General features: G+C 64.6%; 15 protein-coding genes. 10 read left to right on the top strand and 5 right to left on the bottom strand.

Going from position 1 to position 18,930, the window contains the following annotated elements; genetic code table 11:
• The first annotated feature begins 2 nt into the window (after window positions 1-2).
• Window positions 3-1,304 (top strand): citrate synthase, encoded by a 1,302-nt coding sequence (gene gltA / locus AC6H42_RS23225; protein WP_057155971.1) that lies wholly within the window; start codon window positions 3-5, stop codon window positions 1,302-1,304.
• Window positions 1,305-1,507: 203 nt separating this feature from the next.
• Here the strand turns inward: gltA and AC6H42_RS23220 are convergent, their stop codons facing one another.
• The 4 genes from AC6H42_RS23220 to AC6H42_RS23205 all read right to left on the bottom strand — a co-directional run bounded on the left by AC6H42_RS23220 (window position 1,508) and on the right by AC6H42_RS23205 (window position 6,425).
• On the bottom strand, window positions 1,508-3,574 hold the full coding sequence (locus AC6H42_RS23220; protein WP_497549045.1) for a putative bifunctional diguanylate cyclase/phosphodiesterase: 2,067 nt from the start codon (window positions 3,572-3,574) through the stop codon (window positions 1,508-1,510).
• Window positions 3,575-3,731: 157 nt separating this feature from the next.
• Complete coding sequence (locus AC6H42_RS23215) at window positions 3,732-4,112, bottom strand: BlaI/MecI/CopY family transcriptional regulator (RefSeq protein WP_082551871.1); 381 nt, start codon at window positions 4,110-4,112, stop codon at window positions 3,732-3,734.
• 33 nt (window positions 4,113-4,145) lie between these two features.
• Window positions 4,146-5,444: a leucine-rich repeat-containing protein kinase family protein gene (locus tag AC6H42_RS23210; protein ID WP_497549064.1), complete on the bottom strand. Its 1,299-nt coding sequence runs from the start codon at window positions 5,442-5,444 to the stop codon at window positions 4,146-4,148.
• A 117-nt stretch (window positions 5,445-5,561) separates the two neighbouring features.
• On the bottom strand, window positions 5,562-6,425 hold the full coding sequence (locus AC6H42_RS23205; RefSeq protein ID WP_497549044.1) for an MBL fold metallo-hydrolase: 864 nt from the start codon (window positions 6,423-6,425) through the stop codon (window positions 5,562-5,564).
• Window positions 6,426-6,528: 103 nt separating this feature from the next.
• Between AC6H42_RS23205 and AC6H42_RS23200 the strand changes: the two genes are divergently transcribed.
• From AC6H42_RS23200 to AC6H42_RS23170, 7 genes are all read left to right on the top strand, one after another.
• Window positions 6,529-7,470, top strand: a complete 942-nt coding sequence (locus AC6H42_RS23200) for a LysR family transcriptional regulator (RefSeq protein WP_057156122.1) — start codon at window positions 6,529-6,531, stop codon at window positions 7,468-7,470.
• Between the two features lie 211 nt (window positions 7,471-7,681).
• On the top strand, window positions 7,682-10,537 hold the full coding sequence (locus tag AC6H42_RS23195) for a 2-oxoglutarate dehydrogenase E1 component (protein WP_497549043.1): 2,856 nt from the start codon (window positions 7,682-7,684) through the stop codon (window positions 10,535-10,537).
• A gap of 72 nt (window positions 10,538-10,609) precedes the next feature.
• The gene (gene odhB / locus AC6H42_RS23190; protein ID WP_057155966.1) at window positions 10,610-11,863 is read left to right on the top strand and encodes a 2-oxoglutarate dehydrogenase complex dihydrolipoyllysine-residue succinyltransferase; all 1,254 of its coding nucleotides are present in this window, start codon (window positions 10,610-10,612) and stop codon (window positions 11,861-11,863) included.
• Window positions 11,864-11,922: 59 nt separating this feature from the next.
• Window positions 11,923-12,258 carry a PspC domain-containing protein gene (locus AC6H42_RS23185; RefSeq protein WP_057155965.1) on the top strand — a complete coding sequence of 112 codons (336 nt, stop codon included), beginning with the start codon at window positions 11,923-11,925 and terminating at the stop codon, window positions 12,256-12,258.
• A 35-nt stretch (window positions 12,259-12,293) separates the two neighbouring features.
• Entirely contained in the window at window positions 12,294-13,727 is a 1,434-nt protein-coding gene (gene lpdA / locus AC6H42_RS23180; RefSeq protein WP_497549042.1) for a dihydrolipoyl dehydrogenase, read from the top strand.
• Window positions 13,728-13,810: 83 nt separating this feature from the next.
• The gene (zapE, locus tag AC6H42_RS23175; RefSeq protein ID WP_057155963.1) at window positions 13,811-14,908 is read left to right on the top strand and encodes a cell division protein ZapE; all 1,098 of its coding nucleotides are present in this window, start codon (window positions 13,811-13,813) and stop codon (window positions 14,906-14,908) included.
• A gap of 13 nt (window positions 14,909-14,921) precedes the next feature.
• The gene (locus tag AC6H42_RS23170; protein ID WP_082551888.1) at window positions 14,922-15,641 is read left to right on the top strand and encodes a hypothetical protein; all 720 of its coding nucleotides are present in this window, start codon (window positions 14,922-14,924) and stop codon (window positions 15,639-15,641) included.
• Window positions 15,642-15,661: 20 nt separating this feature from the next.
• Here the strand turns inward: AC6H42_RS23170 and AC6H42_RS23165 are convergent, their stop codons facing one another.
• Window positions 15,662-16,468, bottom strand: a complete 807-nt coding sequence (locus AC6H42_RS23165) for a PP2C family protein-serine/threonine phosphatase (RefSeq protein ID WP_057155962.1) — start codon at window positions 16,466-16,468, stop codon at window positions 15,662-15,664.
• 139 nt (window positions 16,469-16,607) lie between these two features.
• Here AC6H42_RS23165 and AC6H42_RS23160 point away from each other — a divergent pair, with 139 nt between their 5' ends.
• Both AC6H42_RS23160 and yoaA read left to right on the top strand, forming a co-directional pair.
• On the top strand, window positions 16,608-16,808 hold the full coding sequence (locus AC6H42_RS23160; RefSeq protein ID WP_056394845.1) for a YdcH family protein: 201 nt from the start codon (window positions 16,608-16,610) through the stop codon (window positions 16,806-16,808).
• A 41-nt stretch (window positions 16,809-16,849) separates the two neighbouring features.
• Entirely contained in the window at window positions 16,850-18,907 is a 2,058-nt protein-coding gene (yoaA, locus tag AC6H42_RS23155; protein ID WP_057155961.1) for a DNA repair helicase YoaA, read from the top strand.
• Window positions 18,908-18,930: the final 23 nt, after the last annotated feature.

Raw genomic sequence — 18,930 nt, 5'->3', positions numbered from 1 at the left:
CCATGAACATCTCTGACAACAAAGCTACACTGTCGTTCTCTGACGGCAGCCCATCGGTCGAGTTCCCTATCTACAAGGGCACGGTCGGCCCGGACGTCATCGACATCCGCAAACTGTACGCCGGCACCGGCAAGTTCACCTACGACCCGGGCTTCATGTCCACCGCAGCGTGCAACTCGTCGATCACCTACATCGACGGCGACAAGGGCGAGCTGCAGTACCGCGGCTACCCGATCGAACAGCTGGCCGTGAACGCCGACTTCATGGAGTCGTGCTACCTGCTGCTGAACGGCGAACTGCCGAATGTCGAGCAGAAGGCCAAATTCGTCGACACCGTGACCAAGCACACCATGGTCCACGAGCAGATGCAATTCTTCTTCCGCGGCTTCCGCCGCGACGCGCACCCGATGTCGGTGCTGGTCGGCACCGTCGGCGCGCTGGCCTCGTTCTACCACGACTCGCTGGACATCAACGATGCCAAGCACCGTGAAGTATCGGCCATCCGCCTGATCGCCAAGATGCCGACCCTGGTCGCCATGGCCTACAAATACTCGATCGGCCAGCCGTTCGTGTACCCGCGCAACGACCTGTCGTACAGCGCCAACTTCATGCGCATGATGTTCGGCAATCCTTGCGAAGAATACAAGGTCAACGACGTGCTGGTGCGCGCGCTGGACCGCATCCTGATCCTGCACGCGGACCATGAGCAGAACGCATCGACCTCGACCGTCCGCCTGGCCGGTTCGTCGGGCGCCAACCCGTTCGCCTGTATCGCTGCCGGTATCGCCTGCCTGTGGGGCCCTGCCCACGGCGGCGCCAACGAAGCGGCACTGACCATGCTGAAGGAAATCGGCTCGGTCGAGAACATCCCTGCCTTCATCGCGCAAGTGAAAGACAAGAACTCCGGCGTCAAGCTGATGGGCTTCGGTCACCGCGTGTACAAGAACTTCGACCCGCGCGCCAAGCTGATGCGCGAAACCTGCCACGAAGTGCTGGAAGAGCTGGGCCTGCAGGACGACCCGCTGTTCAAGCTGGCCATGGAACTGGAAAAGATTGCACTGAACGACGAATACTTCGTGTCGCGCAAGCTGTACCCGAACGTGGACTTCTACTCGGGCATCGTGCAGTCCGCGCTGGGCATCCCAGTGTCGCTGTTCACCGGTATCTTCGCCATGGCCCGTACCATCGGCTGGATCGCGCAGTGGAACGAAATGATTGCCGATCCAGAGCAGAAGATCGGCCGTCCGCGCCAGCTGTTCGTCGGCGCCACCAACCGCGACGTGCCGCCGCTGGACAAGCGTTAATCGCCGGCCGGTAGCAGCACAACAGAAAGCGGGCTTCGGCCCGCTTTTTTTATGTCCGGTCGCGACCGCGGGGCTTGACGCGGCGCAGGCTGCAAAAGTATGCGGACAGGCTGCTGTTCAATGCCGTGTCCGCACGATCCCTTCCGCACTATCGCAAAACCGGATTCCACGGCACGCACGCAACGTGGCAAGCAGTCCACAGGTCATGCGCGGCGCTGCAACCACTGTTCGAAGTTGGGGCGCGTCAGGGGCTGGCTGACGTAATGCCCTTGCATGCCCGCGCAGCCGTGCTGGGCCAGGAAGTCGCGCTGGGCGCGGGTTTCCACGCCGGTGGCCACCACCTTGATTTCCAGGTTGCGGCCGATGTCGAGCATGGTCTTGGCCAGGGCGCCGCTGAGTCCTTGCGCGCCGATCTCGCGCACCGGGGCCGGCGCCATCTTCAGCTGGTCCAGCCGCAAGGCGCGCAAGCAGGTCAGGTTGGAGGCGCCGCCGCCGAATTCGTCCATCGCCATCCGCAAGCCCATTTCATGCACCCCCGCGCTGAGGCGCCGCGCCACGTCCGGATTGCGCATCAGCTGCGTTTCGCGCAGTTCCAGTTCCAGGCTGGCCGGCTCGATGCCGTGGTGCGCCAGCGTGCGCGCAATGTGCGGCAGGTAGTCGCGCTGGCCGAACTCGCGGTAGGAGGCGTTCATCGTGACCGGCAGGCCGGCGTAGCCCAGCTGGTGCAGCCGCTTGATGGTGGCGCAGACTTCCTCCAGCACGCGCCGTCCCAGCGGCACGATCAGGCCGTTCTCCTCGGCTTCGTTCAGGAACATGGCCGGCAGCAGTTCGCCCAGCTGCGGATGGCGCCAGCGCAGCAGCGCTTCCACGCCCACCACGCGCCCGGTCTGCACGCACACATTGGGCTGGTATTTCAGATACAGGCTGTCGCCAGTGAGCGCGTCGCGCAGCGCCTGCTCCATGCGGCGCCGCGCCTCCGAGGCGCTGGCCATGTCGGGCGAGTGGAAGTGCACCGCGTTCGGGCTGCCGCTCTTGCTCTTGTACATGGCGGCGTCCGCAGCGCGCAGCAGCACGCTGAAGCTGTCGCCGTCGTTGGGGTAGACCGCCACACCCATGCTGGCGCCGACCGGCAGGCTTTGGGTTTCGAATTGCAGTTCGTCGGCCAGGGCGGCGCGGATGCGTTCTATCATGCGCAGCGTGAAGCGCAGCGAGGGCTGTTCGGCCAGCACCAGCACGAACTCGTCGCCCCCCAGGCGGGCCACCGTGTCGCTGTCGCGCAGCGCGGACTGCAGGCGCTGCGCCACCATGCACAGCACGTGGTCGCCGGCGTCGTGGCCCATGGTGTCGTTGATTTCCTTGAACTTGTTCAGATCGAGCAGCACCACCGCCACCAGGTGGCCGCTGCGGCGCGCCGCGTGCAGCGCATGTTCCAGGCGGTCGCGCAGCAAGGTGCGGTTGGCCACGCCGGTCAGCGGGTCGTGCGTGACCTGATGCTCCAGCTGGGCGGTGCGCTCCTTCAGCTCGGTGATGTCCTCGATGATGCCGATGAAGTGCGTCACGTGGCCCTGGACGTCGGACACCGGCGTCACCGACAGCCGGTTCCAGAACCGTTCGCCGTTCTTGCGCACATTGTGCAGCACCACCGTGACGGGCCGGTTGGCCGCGATCGCGGCAGCCAGTTCGGCGCGCTGCGCCGCATCCTGCTCGTCGGCGGCCATGAAGCGGGAATCCTGTCCCAGCATTTCCTCGCGGCTGTAGCCGGTGATGCGCTCGAACGCCGGGTTGACGTATTCAATGAGATTGTCCTTGCCGCTGCTACGCGTGATGACGATGCCGTTGTTGGCCGCGTGCAAGGCCCGGTCGCGCAGCTCCGCCAGTTCGCCGCGTTGCTGCAGGTGGGACAGGTTGACGGCGGTGCCGAGCAGGTAGTTGCCGCCGGCCGCCTGCATGCGGGCGGCGCAGAACAGGTAGGGCAGGACGGCGGCGCCGCACAGCAGGCGGGCTTCGATGTGGACCGGGGCGTCGTCCTGGAGTGCGCTGCAGAAGGCGCGCGACACAGCGGGCCGGTCGTCGGGATGGAACAGGTCCAGCATGTGGATCGACCGCAAGAGCTGCGGCGCCAGGCCGGTGGCCAGTTCGACGCGATGGTTCCAGAGTACAAACTGCCCCGCGTCGTCAAGCACGTAGAACGCATCGGCCAGCAGCTCGATCACGTCGTGCAAGGAAGCGGCGGCGACCTGTTGGGCCGCCACCTGCCCGCCATTGTTCATATCGCCCCCATTGCCTTGTTATTGTTGGCCGGCAATGTGGGCGGCCGGGCTGCCGGCGAGCCTGGGCCTGAGTCTCTTGCAATAAGGTAGTTTAGCTCAGGCAGAGGCCGATGGCGCACGCTTTCGCAAATCCGGCCCGGGGGTGTTGCGGTGACGCCTAGTCTTCCTTGTCCAGCAAGTCCTGGATTTCCTGGCGTTCTTGCGGCGTGACGTGGCCGCCCCGCAGTGCCGCCAGCACCAGGGCCTTGCCGGAACCGGAGAAGGCTTTCTGGATCAGCTCTTTCAGCAGGCTGGTCTGCACCGATTCCTGTTCCTGCACCGGCGCGTAGATGTGGGCGCGCTGGTTCTCGTCGCGCGCCAGCAGGCCCTTGGTGTGCATTACCTGCAACAGGCGCAGCACGGTGGCGTAGTTCATGTCCGGCCGCGTTTCAAGGGCGGCGGCATGCACTTGCTTGGCGGTGGCCGGGCCGAGCGCATACAGCAGGCGCAGCATCTCCAGTTCGGAGGCGGTCGGTTTGGGTGGGGCGGTGGTCGTCATGCGGTCTAGAATAAAATATCTAGAACGGATTGTCTAGTAGTGATTGTCCGGTAGCGATTGCAGGCGCTGCGCGATCTCGTGGAACGGCGGCCGGAGCGCCGGCGCGGGCTGCAGGCAGTCATCCCGCAACCGGGCCAGCTGCTCCGGCACGGCGCCATCGCAGCGCTGCAGCAGTTCCTCGAGCAGGCAGCCGAAAGCGCGGACTTCGAGACGTTCCAGGGCGCCAGCCAGCGGCGAACCGGGCTCATGGAAGCTGGCCGCGCCGAAGTCGCCCAGCAGGGCAGATCCTTCGCCGCAATGCAGCACGTTGTGCCCGTACAGGTCGCCGTGCATGATGCCGCGCGCGTGCAAATGGCGCGCGGACGCGGCCACGCCCTGGGCGATGCCGAGCGCGTGGCCCAGGAGGAAACGCTGGTCGGCCGGGTAGACGTCGCGCGTGCAACTGTCGAAGCTGGGCGGGCCGGCCAGGTTGGTGAATTCGGGGGCGATCAGCGGCATCACCAGGGCCGCGATTCCTTGCGGGTGATCGGGCACCTTGCCTAGCACCGGCACCAGGCTCGGGTGCGTGCCGGCGCGGATACAGGCCGCCATTTCGCAGTCCGGCAAGCCATCGCTGGTGAGCGCGCTTTTATAGAGTTTGACGGCAACGGGTTTGCCGAGGTGCGTCGCACGATAGATCTGGCCCGAGGCCCCTTCGCCGAGCCTATTCTCCAATGCCAGTTGATTCCAGGGGATGTGCGCAATCGGATTATCTTCCGCTTCCTTTTCGGCCCCGGCGCTGAAAGGATTGCCGGCATAGCCGAGCCAGCTCAGGCGCGGCAATGCCAGCAGCCATGGCGGGAGCGCGGAAAAATTGTTGGCCGAAATACGCAGCAGTTCCAATGTGGTGCAAGCGGCCATAGTCGCAGGCAGCGTGCGCAATTGATTCCCCGCCAGCATCAATTTCTGCAAAGGCCGGTTGCCCAGTTCGGACGGTAAATCGGCGATCCGATTATCCGTCAATATCAGCCAGCGCAGTTTCGCAGGCAGCGCGTGGCAGGAAATTGAATTGATTCGGTTGGCCTTGAATCCGACCATGCGCAGTTCCGGGCAAGCGCCTAATATTTCCGGCAGTTCGGCAAATTGATTGTTCGAGCAAAAGATAATCCGGAGGCGGGCAAGGCGCGGCAAATCGGCAGGCAGCGAGGAGAGGGCGTTGCCGGACAGATCGAGAATCTCCAGCGTATCGGCCAGGTCAAAAATCTCAGTGGGGAATTCAGTCAGGCCGCAGGCCAGTTTCAGGCGCCTGGCGCCGTGCAATTCGCCGGCGCGCAGCTGTTCCAGGGTTTGCATGTGGTGCACTCGTGCAGGTGAAACGCCGAGTTTACCACCTCGGCGCCTGGCCCGGCACGCCGGTCCATGCACAGCTCTGGCATGATCAAGCCAGAAGCTGGCACGAACTGCGTCAAATCACCACTTCATCTCCCCTTTGGCGACCTTGGCGCTGATGGCCAGGGCGCTTTCCAGGCCAGCGGCAGGGTAGGCGGTTTTCATTGCTGCGATTAATGCGGCGGAGTCGGCGGATTGGGAAATGGCGGTTTCGAACTTGCGCAAATAATCCGCCGTGTAAGCTATGCTGTCCGGGGTCATTGCTACGCCGGGCGCGAAATGGCCGGGCACGACTGTCGCCGGTTTCAGTGCAGCGATGCGGTCCAGCGTGGAAAGCCACTGCTTGCGTGATTCAACGGTTTGCGTATCGGCGGTCCAGACGTGCAAGCCGTTAAATAATACAACGCCGCCGGCCACCGCTTTAATCGCAGGTATCCAGACGAAAGTCCGGTCGGGCGTGGCGCCTGTCAAGCCTTCGATTTTCAGGCTTTCGCCTTCCAGTTTAATCGTATCGCCCTGCAGCGCTTGCGGCATGACAATGGATTGCGGGGCATGCTGTTTCAGGATGGGGCCCCAATATGCAACCTTGGCTGCGGCCTTTTTCTCCATGGCGGCTATGGTGCCGGGCGTGGCGATAATCTTCGCGTCGGGGAAGGCGGCTTTAATCACGTCCAGGCCGAAATAGAAATCCGGATCGCCGTGGCTGACATAAACGGTGGTCAGGCGCTTGCCGCTGGCTTTAATCTGCTGCACCAGTTTTTGCGCTTCGCCACGTGAAAACTGGGCATCGATTAATACCGCGTCCTGCTGGCCTTTTACCAGCACGGAGGCAACCGGGAAAATGGCGGCTTCGCCCGGATTGAATACCTCCAGCGTTAATGGCGCGGCGGAAACGGCGGCGCTTGCGGTCGCGATGGCGGTGGCGGCGATGGTCTGCTTGAACATGGTGGAGTCCTTGTTGGGAAGTTGATGAGGCCAGTGTAAGCCCATCCATTCGTCTGAAAAACAGTGTAAATTGCAACTCTCAATTGCATGGATCGGACCAATGATGGACAGGCTGACGGCGGCGCAGGTATTCAAGGAGATCGCGGAACGGGGCAGCATGATTGCGGCGGCGGACGCGCTGGACATGTCGCGCGCCATGGTCACGCGCTACCTGGCGGAAATGGAAGAATGGTGCGGCGCGCGCCTGCTGCACCGCACCACGCGGCGCGTCAGTTTGACGGCGGCCGGAGAGGTCACGCTGGCGCGGTGCCGCGAGATGCTGGCCCTGGCGGCCGGCATGAGCGCAGCCGGCGAGCCGGAAACGCCGCACGGCCTGCTGCGCCTGGCCAGTTCGCACTCGCTGGCCCAGGCCGCCCTTGCCGGGGCGGTGACCGATTTCCTGCGCCGCTACCCGCGCACCGCCATCGATTTGCAGGTGGACAACCGCGCCGTCAACCTGGTCGAGCAGCGCATCGACCTGGCCATCCGCATCACCAACGGCCTGGAAGCCAATATGATCGCGCGCCGCCTGGGCGACTGCGATTCCGTGGTGGTGGCGGCGCCATCCTACCTGGCTGAGCGGCCAGCGCCGCAGCAGCCGGCCGGGCTGGCGCAGCACAACTGTCTGACATATAGCTATTTCGGCAAGAGCGTGTGGCGCTTCGATCCGGCCGGCGGGCCCATCGAGGGTGGCGGGGCCGGACTGCAGGTCCCCGTTGGCGGGAATCTGTCCGCCAACGAGTCGATGGCGCTGCTGGCGGCGGCGGTGGAGGGCGCCGGCGTTGCCCTGCAGCCGCGCTTTGCCGCCGCGCCGCTGCTGGCATCGGGCCGGCTGGTGGAACTGCTGCCGGGCTGGCGTCCGCAACGCATGGGGATTTACGGCATTTACACTTCGCGCGAGCACATGCCGCCGGCCCTGCGCGCCATGATCGACCACCTGCTGGGCTGGTTCGCCCACGACCCGGCGTGGCTCGCCGCCAGCATACCAATTATGGAAAAGACATGATTGACACCCTGCCTATCCCGCAATTTTTCGTGTTTGTATGGTTGTTCGAACACAATACCGCGTGCTATCCTTAGCGACCGTTTTTTTTTAACTACCGTATTACCGAGTCCTTCCCCACAACTTGATGTGCAATCCGCTAACCGGTCAGGCCGTGTCGCGGAAGGTTAGATTAACCCGCTAATCTCGCGAAGCGCGAAGAAAGGTGAGCAATATGATGCAGCAGCAGTCGTCCAACTCCTACCTGTTCGGTGGGAATGCACCGTACGTTGAAGAACTGTACGAGGCCTATCTCGACAACCCAGGTTCCGTGCCCGATAACTGGCGCGCGTACTTCGATTCCATGCAGCACGTGCCAGCAGTCGACGGCTCCAACAAGCCGGACGTCGCCCACGCCTCCGTGATCGCCTCCTTCGCAGAACGCGCCAAAGCCGGCCCGATCCGCACCGTGGTCGCTTCCGCCGACGCTGAAATGGGCCGCAAGCGCGTGGCAGCCACCCAGCTGATCGCCGCCTACCGCTACCTGGGTTCCCGCTGGGCCAACCTGGACCCGCTGCAGCGCCAGGAACGTCCGTCGATCCCGGAACTGGAACCGAGCTTCTACGGCTTCACCGACGCCGACCTGGACACCGTCTTCAACATCAGCAACACCTACTTCGGTCCTGAAACCGCGACCCTGCGCGATCTGACCAACTTCCTGCGCGACACCTACACCCGCTCCATCGGCGCGGAATACATGTACATCTCCGACCCGGCCGAAAAGCGCTGGCTGCAGGAGCGCCTGGAATCGATCCGCTCCACCCCGAGTTTCACCGCAGAGAAGAAGAAGCACATCCTGGAGCGCCTGACCGCTGCTGAAGGCCTGGAACGCTATCTGCACACCAAGTACGTCGGCCAGAAGCGCTTCTCGCTGGAAGGCGGCGAAACGTTCATCGCCTCGATCGATGAAATCATCCAGCGCGCCGGCGAAAAAGGCGTGCAGGAGATCGTTATCGGCATGGCCCACCGCGGCCGCCTGAACGTGCTGGTCAACACCCTGGGCAAAGCACCCAAAGACCTGTTCGAAGAATTCGAAGGCAAGCATGGCGACGACCTGCCGGCCGGCGACGTGAAATACCACCAGGGCTTCTCGTCCGATATCTCCACCGCAGGCGGCCCGGTCCACCTGTCGCTGGCGTTCAACCCGTCGCACCTGGAAATCGTCAACCCGGTGGTTGAAGGCTCGGTCAAGGCCCGCATGGACCGCCGCGGCGACGCGGCCGGCGCGCAAGTGCTGCCTATCCTGGTGCACGGCGACGCCGCCTTCGCAGGCCAGGGCGTCGTGATGGAAACGCTGAACCTGGCGCAAACCCGCGGCTACGGCACCGGCGGCACGGTTCACATCGTGATCAACAACCAGATCGGCTTCACCACCTCCGATCCGCGCGACGCGCGCTCCACCATCTACTGCTCGGACGTCGTCAAGATGATCGAAGCGCCGGTGCTGCACGTGAACGCCGACGATCCTGAAGCCGTGGTCCTGGCATCGCAGATCGCCATGGACTACCGCCTGCAGTTCCAGAAAGATATCGTGGTCGACATCATCTGCTACCGCAAGCTGGGCCACAACGAGCAGGATACGCCAGCGCTGACCCAGCCGCTGATGTACAAGAAGATCGCCACCCACCCGGGCACCCGCCGCCTGTACGCCGACAAGCTGAGCGCACAAGGCGTGATTGCTGCCGACGGCGGCGACAAGATGGTGGCCGCCTACCGCGACGCCATGGACGCCGGCAAGCACACCGTCGATCCAGTGATCTCCAACTTCAAGAACAAGTACGCCGTCGACTGGCTGCCGTTCCTGAACCGCAAGTGGACCGATTCGGCCGACACCGCCGTGCCGTCGACCGAACTGAAACGCCTGGCCACCCGCGTCACCACCGTGCCGGAAGGCTTCAAAGTGCACTCGCTGGTCGAGAAGGTACTGGCCGACCGCGCCGCCATGGGCCGTGGCGAAGTGAACCTGGACTGGGGCATGGGTGAACACCTGGCCTACGCCTCGCTGGTATCGTCCGGCTACGCCGTGCGCCTGACCGGCCAGGACGCCGGCCGCGGCACCTTCGTGCACCGCCACGCCGTGCTGCACGACCAGAACCGCGAGCGTTGGGACGCCGGCACCTACGTGCCGCTGCAGAACGTGTCCGAATCGCAGGCGCCGTTTACCGTGATCGACTCCGTGCTGTCCGAAGAAGCCGTCCTGGGCTTCGAATACGGCTACTCGACCGCCGAGCCAAACACGCTGACCATCTGGGAAGCCCAGTTCGGCGACTTCGTCAACGGCGCCCAAGTGGTGATCGACCAGTTCATCAGCTCCGGCGAAGTGAAGTGGGGCCGTGCTTCCGGCCTGGTGATGATGCTGCCGCACGGTTACGAAGGCCAGGGTCCCGAGCACTCGTCCGCGCGTCCGGAGCGCTTCCTGCAGCTGTGCGCAGACAACAACATGCAAGTGGTGCAGCCCACCACCGCGTCGCAGATCTTCCACCTGCTGCGCCGCCAGATGGTGCGCCAGTTCCGCAAGCCGCTGGTCATCCTGACGCCGAAATCGCTGCTGCGCAACAAGGACGCCGGCTCGCCGCTGACCGAACTGTCGAAAGGCGCGTTCCAGACCGTGATCGGCGAAGTGGACGAGAAGATCGACGCCAAGAAGGTCAAGCGCGTGATCGCCTGCTCGGGCAAGGTTTACTACGATCTGGTCAACGCGCGCAAAACGCGCGGCCAGACCGACACCGCCATCGTGCGCGTGGAACAGCTGTATCCGTTCCCGCACAAATCGTTCGCTGCCGAACTGAAGAAGTTCCCGAACCTGGCGGAAGTGGTATGGGCCCAGGACGAGCCGCAGAATCAAGGCCCTTGGTTCCAGATCCAGCACAACATCTTCGAAAGCATGGACGCAGGCCAGCGCCTGGCATATGCAGGCCGTCCGGCCTCGGCATCGCCAGCCGTCGGTTACTACGACAAGCACTACGCGCAGCAAAAAGACCTGCTGGAAACCGCGTTCTCGAAGCTGAAGGGCTTCATCCTCACCAAGTAATAGGCCCGCCCTCTGCTAAGGCATGTGGCCCAGGCAGAGGGCATCAAAGAATACAAAATACGGAGTTTTTTCATGGCACAAATCGAAGTTAAAGTCCCACAACTGTCGGAATCCGTCGCTGAAGCGACCATGCTCACCTGGCACAAGAAAGTCGGCGAAGCCGTCGCGCGCGACGAGAACCTGATCGACATCGAAACCGACAAAGTGGTACTGGAACTGCCAGCACCAGCCGCCGGCGTGATCGTGCAGATCATCCAGCCGGACGGCGCCACCGTGGTTGCCGACCAGGTTATCGCCATCATTGATACCGAAGCTACCGCCGGCGCCACCCCATCGGCACCTGCCGCCGCTGCCGCCGCGCCGGCCGCCGCCGCTGCTCCGGCCGCTGCCGCTGCCGGCGGTTCGAAAGGCGACGTGGCCATGCCGGCCGCCGCCAAGATCCTGTCCGAAGCCGGCCTGTCCGCTTCCGACGTTGCCGGTTCCGGCAAAGACGGCCGCGTGACCAAGGGCGACGCCCTGGCAGCCGCCTCCGCACCGAAGCCTGCCGCACCGGCCCCGCTGGCGCCGGCCGCCGCCAAGCCTGCGCTGCAGAAAGTCGCCGCGCCAGCCGCGCCTAACCTGGGCGAGCGCCCGGAAGAGCGCGTGCCGATGAGCCGTCTGCGCGCACGTATCGCCGAGCGCCTGGTGGAATCGCAGTCGACCAACGCCATCCTGACCACGTTCAACGAAGTGAACATGGCGCCGGTGATGGACCTGCGCAACAAGTACAAAGACAAGTTCGAGAAAGAGCACGGCGTCAAGCTGGGCTTCATGTCCTTCTTCGTCAAGGCCGCCGTGGCCGCCCTGAAAAAGTACCCGATCATCAACGCGTCGGTTGATGGCAACGACATCGTCTACCACGGCTACTTCGACATCGGTATCGCAGTCGGTTCGCCGCGCGGCCTGGTGGTGCCTATCCTGCGCAACGCGGATCAGATGAGCATTGCCGACATCGAGAAGAAAATCGGCGAATTCGGCGCCAAAGCCAAGGAAGGCAAGCTGACCCTGGAAGACCTGACCGGCGGCACCTTCTCGATCTCGAACGGCGGCACCTTCGGCTCCATGCTGTCGACCCCGATCATCAACCCGCCGCAGTCGGCCATCCTGGGCGTGCACGCCACCAAGGACCGCGCCGTGGTGGAAAACGGCCAGATCGTGATCCGTCCTATGAACTACCTGGCCATGTCCTACGACCACCGCATCATCGACGGCCGCGAAGCCGTGCTGGGCCTGGTGGCCATGAAGGAAGCACTGGAAGATCCGGCGCGCCTGCTGCTGGACCTGTAATTCACTGGTAATGCCCCCGGCCTCGTTCGAGGCCGGGGAGTCCTTAGCCCGAGGTGTCGATGAGCGTTTCCGAAGAAATCAAGCGTTTGCACGAACTCAACCAGGCTGGCGCGCTGAGCGACGAAGAATTCGCCCGCGCCAAACAGAAGCTGCTCGACACCACGCCGGTGTCGCTCAGCAAGGACAGCGGCGCCAGCGACTTCGCCAGCGAATTCAACCGCTTCCGGCGCTCGCGCAGCGACCGCTGGCTGGGCGGCGTGTGCGGCGGGCTGGGCAAGGTGTCCGGCATGGAGTCGTGGATCTGGCGCCTGGTGTTCACGCTGTTTACGATCTGCTTCGGCTTCGGGCTGGTGATTTACCTGCTGCTTTGGATCTTCGTCCCGGACGAGTCCTGAAAAAGCGCTAACAAGCCAATTCATTAGGAATAAATATGAGCAACAAACAATTTGACGTCGTCGTCATCGGCGCCGGCCCTGGCGGCTACATCGCCGCAATCCGCGCAGCGCAGCTGGGCTTCTCGGTCGCTTGCGTGGACGAGTGGAGCAACGAAAAGGGCGGCCCGGCACCTGGCGGCACCTGCACCAACGTCGGCTGCATCCCGTCGAAGGCGCTGCTGCAGTCGTCCGAGCACTACGAGCACGCCGGCCATTCCTTCAAGGAACACGGCATCGACGTCTCCGGCCTGTCGCTGAACCTGGGCCAGATGGTCAAGCGCAAGGACACCGTGGTCAAGCAGAACAACGACGGCATCCTGTTCCTGTTCAAGAAAAACAAGGTCACCTTCTTCCACGGCCGTGCCGCCTTCGAAGGTGCAGCGACCGCCGACGGCTACCCGATCGCCATCACCGGCAAGGCGCCCGAGACCATCAACGCCAAGCAAGTCATCGTCGCCACCGGCTCCAACGCGCGCGCGCTGCCGGGTGCGGACTTCGACGAGAAACTGATCCTGTCGAACACCGGCGCCCTGGCAATCGACGCCGTGCCGGCCAAGCTGGGCGTGATCGGCGCCGGCGTGATCGGCCTGGAAATGGGTTCCGTATGGCGCCGCCTGGGTTCCGAAGTGACCGTGCTGGAAGGCCTGCCGAGCTTCCTGGGCGCCGTGGACGAGCAGATCGCCAAGGAAGCCAACAAGCTGTTTACCAAGCAGGGCCTGAAAATCTCCCTGGGCTGCAAGATCAACTCGGTCACCAAGGGCGCCGACAACGTCACCGTCGAGTACAACGACGCCAAGGGCGAAGCCGTGACCGCCGTGTTCGACAAGCTGATCGTGTCGATCGGCCGCACCCCGAACACCAACGGCCTGGGCGCCGACAAGGCCGGCCTGGCGCTGGACGAGCGCGGCTTCGTCGCCGTCGATGGCGACTGCAAGACCAACCTGCCGAACGTATGGGCGATTGGCGACGTGGTGCGCGGCCCGATGCTGGCGCACAAGGCCGAAGAAGAAGGCGTTGCCGTTGCCGAGCGCATCGCCGGCCAGCACGGCCACACCAACTTCGACACCATTCCCTGGGTGATCTACACCTCGCCGGAGATCGCGTGGGTAGGCCGCACCGAGCAGCAACTCAAGGCCGACGGCACGCCGTACAAGGCAGGCACCTTCCCGTTCCTGGCCAACGGCCGCGCACGCGCGCTGGGCGACACCTCGGGCATGGTCAAGTTCCTGGCGCACGCCGAGACCGACGAAATCCTGGGCGTGCACATCATCGGCCCGATGGCTTCCGAGCTGATCTCCGAAGCCGTGGTGGCGATGGAGTTCAAGGCCTCGGCCGAAGACATCGCCCGCATCTGCCACGCCCACCCATCGCTGTCCGAAGCAACCAAAGAAGCCGCGCTGGCCATCGACAAGCGCACGCTGAACTTCTAAGGTAGTGCTTCCACGGCCGGACGGGCGCGCACGCGCCGTCCGGCCTTTTGCCGTTTTAGGCGGCCGATTAAAGCGACACCATCATGAATGTCCAAGAGTTCTACCAGCACGCGCTGACGCAGCGCGACTTCAAGGCCGACGCCGCCCAGCAGCGCGCCGTCGACCGCCTGCAGCTTTGCTACGACGAGTGGGTTGACTACAAGGCCCGGCGCTCGAACAGCTTCAAGCGCTTCATCAACCGTCCCGACGTGCCGCGCGGCGTGTACATGTGGGGCGGGGTGGGGCGCGGCAAGTCCTTCCTGATGGACAGCTTCTATTCGGTGGTGCCGCTGGTGCGCAAGACGCGCCTGCACTTCCACGAATTCATGCGCGACATCCACCGCCAGCTCGACGAGCTCAAGGGCGTGGCCAATCCGCTGGAGGAAGTGGCGCGCAAGGTGGCCAAGAAGTACCGCCTGATCTGCTTCGACGAATTCCACATTTCCGACGTGGCCGACGCCATGATCATGTACAACCTGCTGTCGGCCCTGTTCGACAACGGCGTGTCCTTCATCATGACCTCCAACTACGACCCGGAGCTGCTGTACCCGGACGGCCTGCACCGCGACCGCATCCTGCCCACCATCGCCCTGCTCAAGCAGAAGATGGACGTGATGAACGTGGACGCCGGCGTGGACTATCGCGGCCGCGCGCTGGAACAGGTCGATTCCTACTACACGCCGCTGGGCGCCGAGACCGACCGCAAGCTGCGCGAAGCCTACGCCCGCATCGCCGAAACCGCCGACGACGATCCGCACGTGACCATTGAAAGCCGCCAGATCCGCGCGCTGCGCCGCGCCGGCACCATCATCTGGTTCGACTTCGCCACCCTGTGCGGCGGCCCGCGCTCGCAGAACGACTATCTGGAGATCGCCAGCCAGTTCCATACCGTGATATTGTCCGGCATACCGATGATGTCGGCCGGCCAGTCGTCCGAAGCGCGCCGCTTCACCTGGCTGATCGACGTCTTCTACGACCAGAAGGTCAAGCTCATCATGTCGGCCGAAGTCGAGCCGGAGGAGCTGTACACCAGCGGCATGCTGGCCAATGAATTTCACCGTACCGTGTCGCGCATCGTGGAGATGCAGTCGCGCGAGTACATGGACAAGGAACAGCGCGGCGCAGCCGAAGCGCTGTCGTAACGACAGGATGAACATGGCAAAGTACTTCAATCTGGCGGCGCTGCTCGCAAGCGCCGCCCTGGCGGCGGCGCTGCCGGCACAGGCCCAGAAAATCGGGCAGGCGCCGCTGGGCGAACCGGCCGTCCCGCAGTCGCACTCGGTCGAGCAGGCCGACGCGCGCCTGGCCGAGGTGGCCAAGGGCCGTGCCGCCGTGCAGGCCGAATACGACGCCGCCGAGCAGGTCTGCAACGCCAAGTTCTTCGTCAATTACTGCCTGGATGCGGTCAAGGAAAAGCGCCGCGTGGCGCTGGCCGGGCTGCGCGCGGTCGAAGTGGAGGCCAACCAGTACAAGCGCAAGGCCGCCGTGGACAAGCGCGACGCCGAGCTGGCCGAACGCATGAAGAAGGACCAGGAAGAACTGGCCGGCCGGCTCGCCAACCCGCCCGCGCCGCCGGCCGAGCGCGAGCCGGCCAAGCCGGCCGCCAAGCCGGGCCCCAGCCAGGAGCAGCGCCAGGCCGGGCACGACGCCAAGCTGAAGGCGCAGGCGGCCAGGGACGCGGCCGAGGCGCCGAAACGCGCCGCCAGCGTGGCCGCGTTCGAGAAGAAAAAGGCCGAATCCGAGAAACGCCAGGCCGAGGTTGCGGCCAAGAAGGCCGCCAAGGCGGAAAAAGCCCGCAAGCGCGAGGCCGATGCGGCCGCCCAGGCCGCCAAGGATGCCGAGGCGGCTGCGGCCAAGGCCGCCAAAGCCAGGTAAGCGGCCACGCCAGGCCGGCTTTAAACCGCCTTGCCCATCTTCTGCACGGTATACGAGGGCGCCTCGGTGGGCGGCGCCACCAGCTTGATGATGGCCATGCTGCAGTTGTCGCCCTGGCCCTTGGCGCGTTCGATGGCCTTGTTGATCAGCATTTCCGCGGCCTTGCGCGGCGTGCCGCGCGCCACCACGGTGGCCATTTCCGTCTCGGTGAAGTACTGCCACAGCCCGTCCGAGCACAGCAGGAAGGCATCGCCCGGCTGCAGCCCCTCGTACACGCCCAGCGTGACAAACGGCGCCTTCTGCCGGTTGCCCAGCACGTTGACCAGCAGGCGCGCGCTGCGGTGTTTCTTGGCCGCCTCGGGCGGCAGCCGGTCGACGTTTACCAGGTGCTCGATATAGGCCGCGTCGCCGCTGCGCTCGGCGCACTGCGCGCCGGCGAAGCGGTACAGGCGCGAGTCGCCCACGTGGGCCCACACGGCCTGGCCCTGCGGCGTGAGCACCAGCAGCACCAGCGTGGTTTGCGGCTCGCCGCTGGCGCCCAGCGGATTCATGGCCAGCACTTCGTGGGTCTCCTGCGCAATGCTGCGCAGCAGTTCCTGTAGGCGGCCCAGGTTGGCCGTGTCGCCGGCGCGGTAGTCGTCGAACAGCTGTTTGCTGGTGTGCAGCACCTGCTCGGGCGCCGTGGCCCCGCTGCCCATGCCGTCGGCCAGCACCGCCATCACGTAGCCCGGTGCCCTCGGCGCCGTGTAGAGCGCGGCGCGGTCATTCTGTTGCGGCCGGTTGCCCAGATGCTGGGCGGTACCGGCTTCGATTTTGTAATTGCTCATATGGACTGGCTAGCCTGCATCTGTGCGCTGAGTTAAACTATGCACCGGTAAGCAGTTTTGTTGCAAGCGTAGGGTTGTTGACCAGGCGAAACTGTTGGGAAATATAACAGAACTGAGCAGAACCGAGATCCTGTACCCTATGACAGACGTAGAAGAAATCAAGCGCCGCATTATCGAGCTCGACGTGGAACACCGCGACCTGGACGCGGTCATCGACATGCTGACCCTGGACGGCCACCACGACCAGCTCCAGTTGCGCCGCCTGAAGAAACGCAAGCTGCAGCTCAAAGACTACATCACCTTGCTGAAAATGCAATTGGTGCCCGACGTACCCGCCTGAACCGCACTGTATCGCGTGCGGCAGCCCCATCTTAGCTTATTTTGACCGATCCCCGACTCACGGCTGACGCATCCGCGCCCGGCGCCCCGCCCGCCACCGACCAGCACGCCGAACCCGGCAAGCACGACGCCGAGATCGACCGCCTGTTCGGTCCCGGCGGACCGCTCAGCCCGGCAGTGGGCGGCTTCCGGCCGCGCCGTTCGCAAACCGAGATGGCGAAGGCCATCGCGGCCGCCATCGACGGGCGCAGCACCTTGATGGCCGAGGCCGGCACCGGCACCGGCAAGACCTTCGCCTACCTGGTGCCGGCGCTGATGTGGGGCGGCAAGACCATCGTCTCGACCGGCACCAAGAACCTGCAGGACCAGCTGTTCCTGCGCGACATCCCCACCGTGCGCGCGGCCTTGCAGGCGCCGGTGTCGGTGGCGCTGCTCAAGGGGCGCGGCAACTACCTGTGCCACTACCACCTGGAACGCACGCTGCAGAACGGCCGCATGACCTCGCGCGAGGATGTCGGCTATCTGCGCGAGATCTCGCGCTTCCTGAAAATGACGACGTCCGGCGACAAGGCCGAGCTGGCGCGGGTGCCGGAAAACGCCACCATCTGGAACCTGGTCACCTCGACCCGCGACAACTGCATGGGCGCCGAGTGCCAGTACTACCAGGACTGCTTCGTGATGAAGGCGCGCAAGGAAGCGCAGCAGGCCGACGTGGTGGTGGTCAACCACCACCTGTTCTTCGCCGACGTGGCGCTGAAGGACACCGGCGTGGCCGAACTGCTGCCGTCGGCCAACACCATCATCTTCGACGAGGCGCACCAGCTGCCCGACACCGCCACCCTGTTCTTCGGCGACACGTTTTCCACTTCGCAGGTGCTGGAGCTGTGCCGCGACGTGCTGGCAGAAGGCCTGGCGCACGCGCGCGACGGCGCCGACTGGGGCAAGGTGGTGACGGTGGTGGAGAAGGCCGCGCGCGACCTGCGCCTGACCTTCCCGCAGGATATCGTGCGCCTGTCGCTGCCGCAGATCGCCCCGTCGAGCGGCTTCTTCCCGGCGCTGGAAACCCTGAAGGACGAGCTGGACGGCATGCTGGCCGTGCTGGAAAAGCAGGGCGAGCGGGCCGAGACGCTGGACCAGTGCCGCATGCGCGGCATCGAGCTGATGACCGCGCTGCGCGACTGGAAATTCGATCCCAAGGCCAAGGTGGACAAGGGCGAGGAAGCGGTCTACTGGGTGGAGGCCTACACCAGTTCGCTACAGCTGCACAAGACGCCGCTGTCCATCGCGCCCATCTTCAACGGCCAGCGCGAAGGCGTGCCGCGCAGCTGGATCTTCACCTCGGCCACGCTGGCCGTGAAGAACGACTTCAAGCACTTCGCCGAGCAGATGGGGCTGACCGGCGAGCCGGCCCGCACCTGGCCCAGCCCGTTCAACTACGAGCAGCAGGGCATCCTGTACGTGCCGCAGGGCTTGCCGGACCCAAATTCCATGGGCTACACCGACGCCGTGCTGGACGCGGCGCTGCCGATCATCGAAGCGTCGCAGGGGCGGGCCTTCCTGCTGTGCACCACCTTGCGCGCCGTCAAGCGCGCCGCCGAACGGCTGCGCGGCGAATTCGAGCAGCGCGGCCTGCCGTATCCGCTGTTCGTGCAGGGCGACAAGGGCCGCACCGAGCTGCTGGACCAGTTCCGCAAATCCGGCAACGGCGTGCTGATCGGCAGCCAGAGTTTCTGGGAAGGGGTGGACGTGCGCGGCGAAGCGCTGTCGCTGGTGATTATCGACAAGATGCCGTTCGCCCCGCCGGACGACCCGGTGCTGGCCGCGCGCATCGAAGTGATGGAAAAGCAGGGGCTGAACGGCTTCATGCACCACACGCTGCCGGAAGCGATCATCAACCTCAAGCAGGGCGCCGGCCGCCTGATCCGCGACGAAGGCGACCGCGGCGTGCTGATGCTGTGCGACCCGCGCGTGATCACCAAGCCCTACGGCCGCCGCGTCTGGCAAAGTCTGCCCCCCTTCAAGCGCACCCGCGAAGCCCAAGTCGTGATCGACTTCTTCAAAGGCGTCCCGCCCGCCGACGCCCAAGCCAGCCCCTCCTGACATCCCTCCCGCCAACCCCGCAA

It is taken from the genome of Massilia sp. NBRC 108631, assembly GCF_059704565.1.
This window is presented reverse-complemented; position numbering and strand designations above follow the sequence as displayed.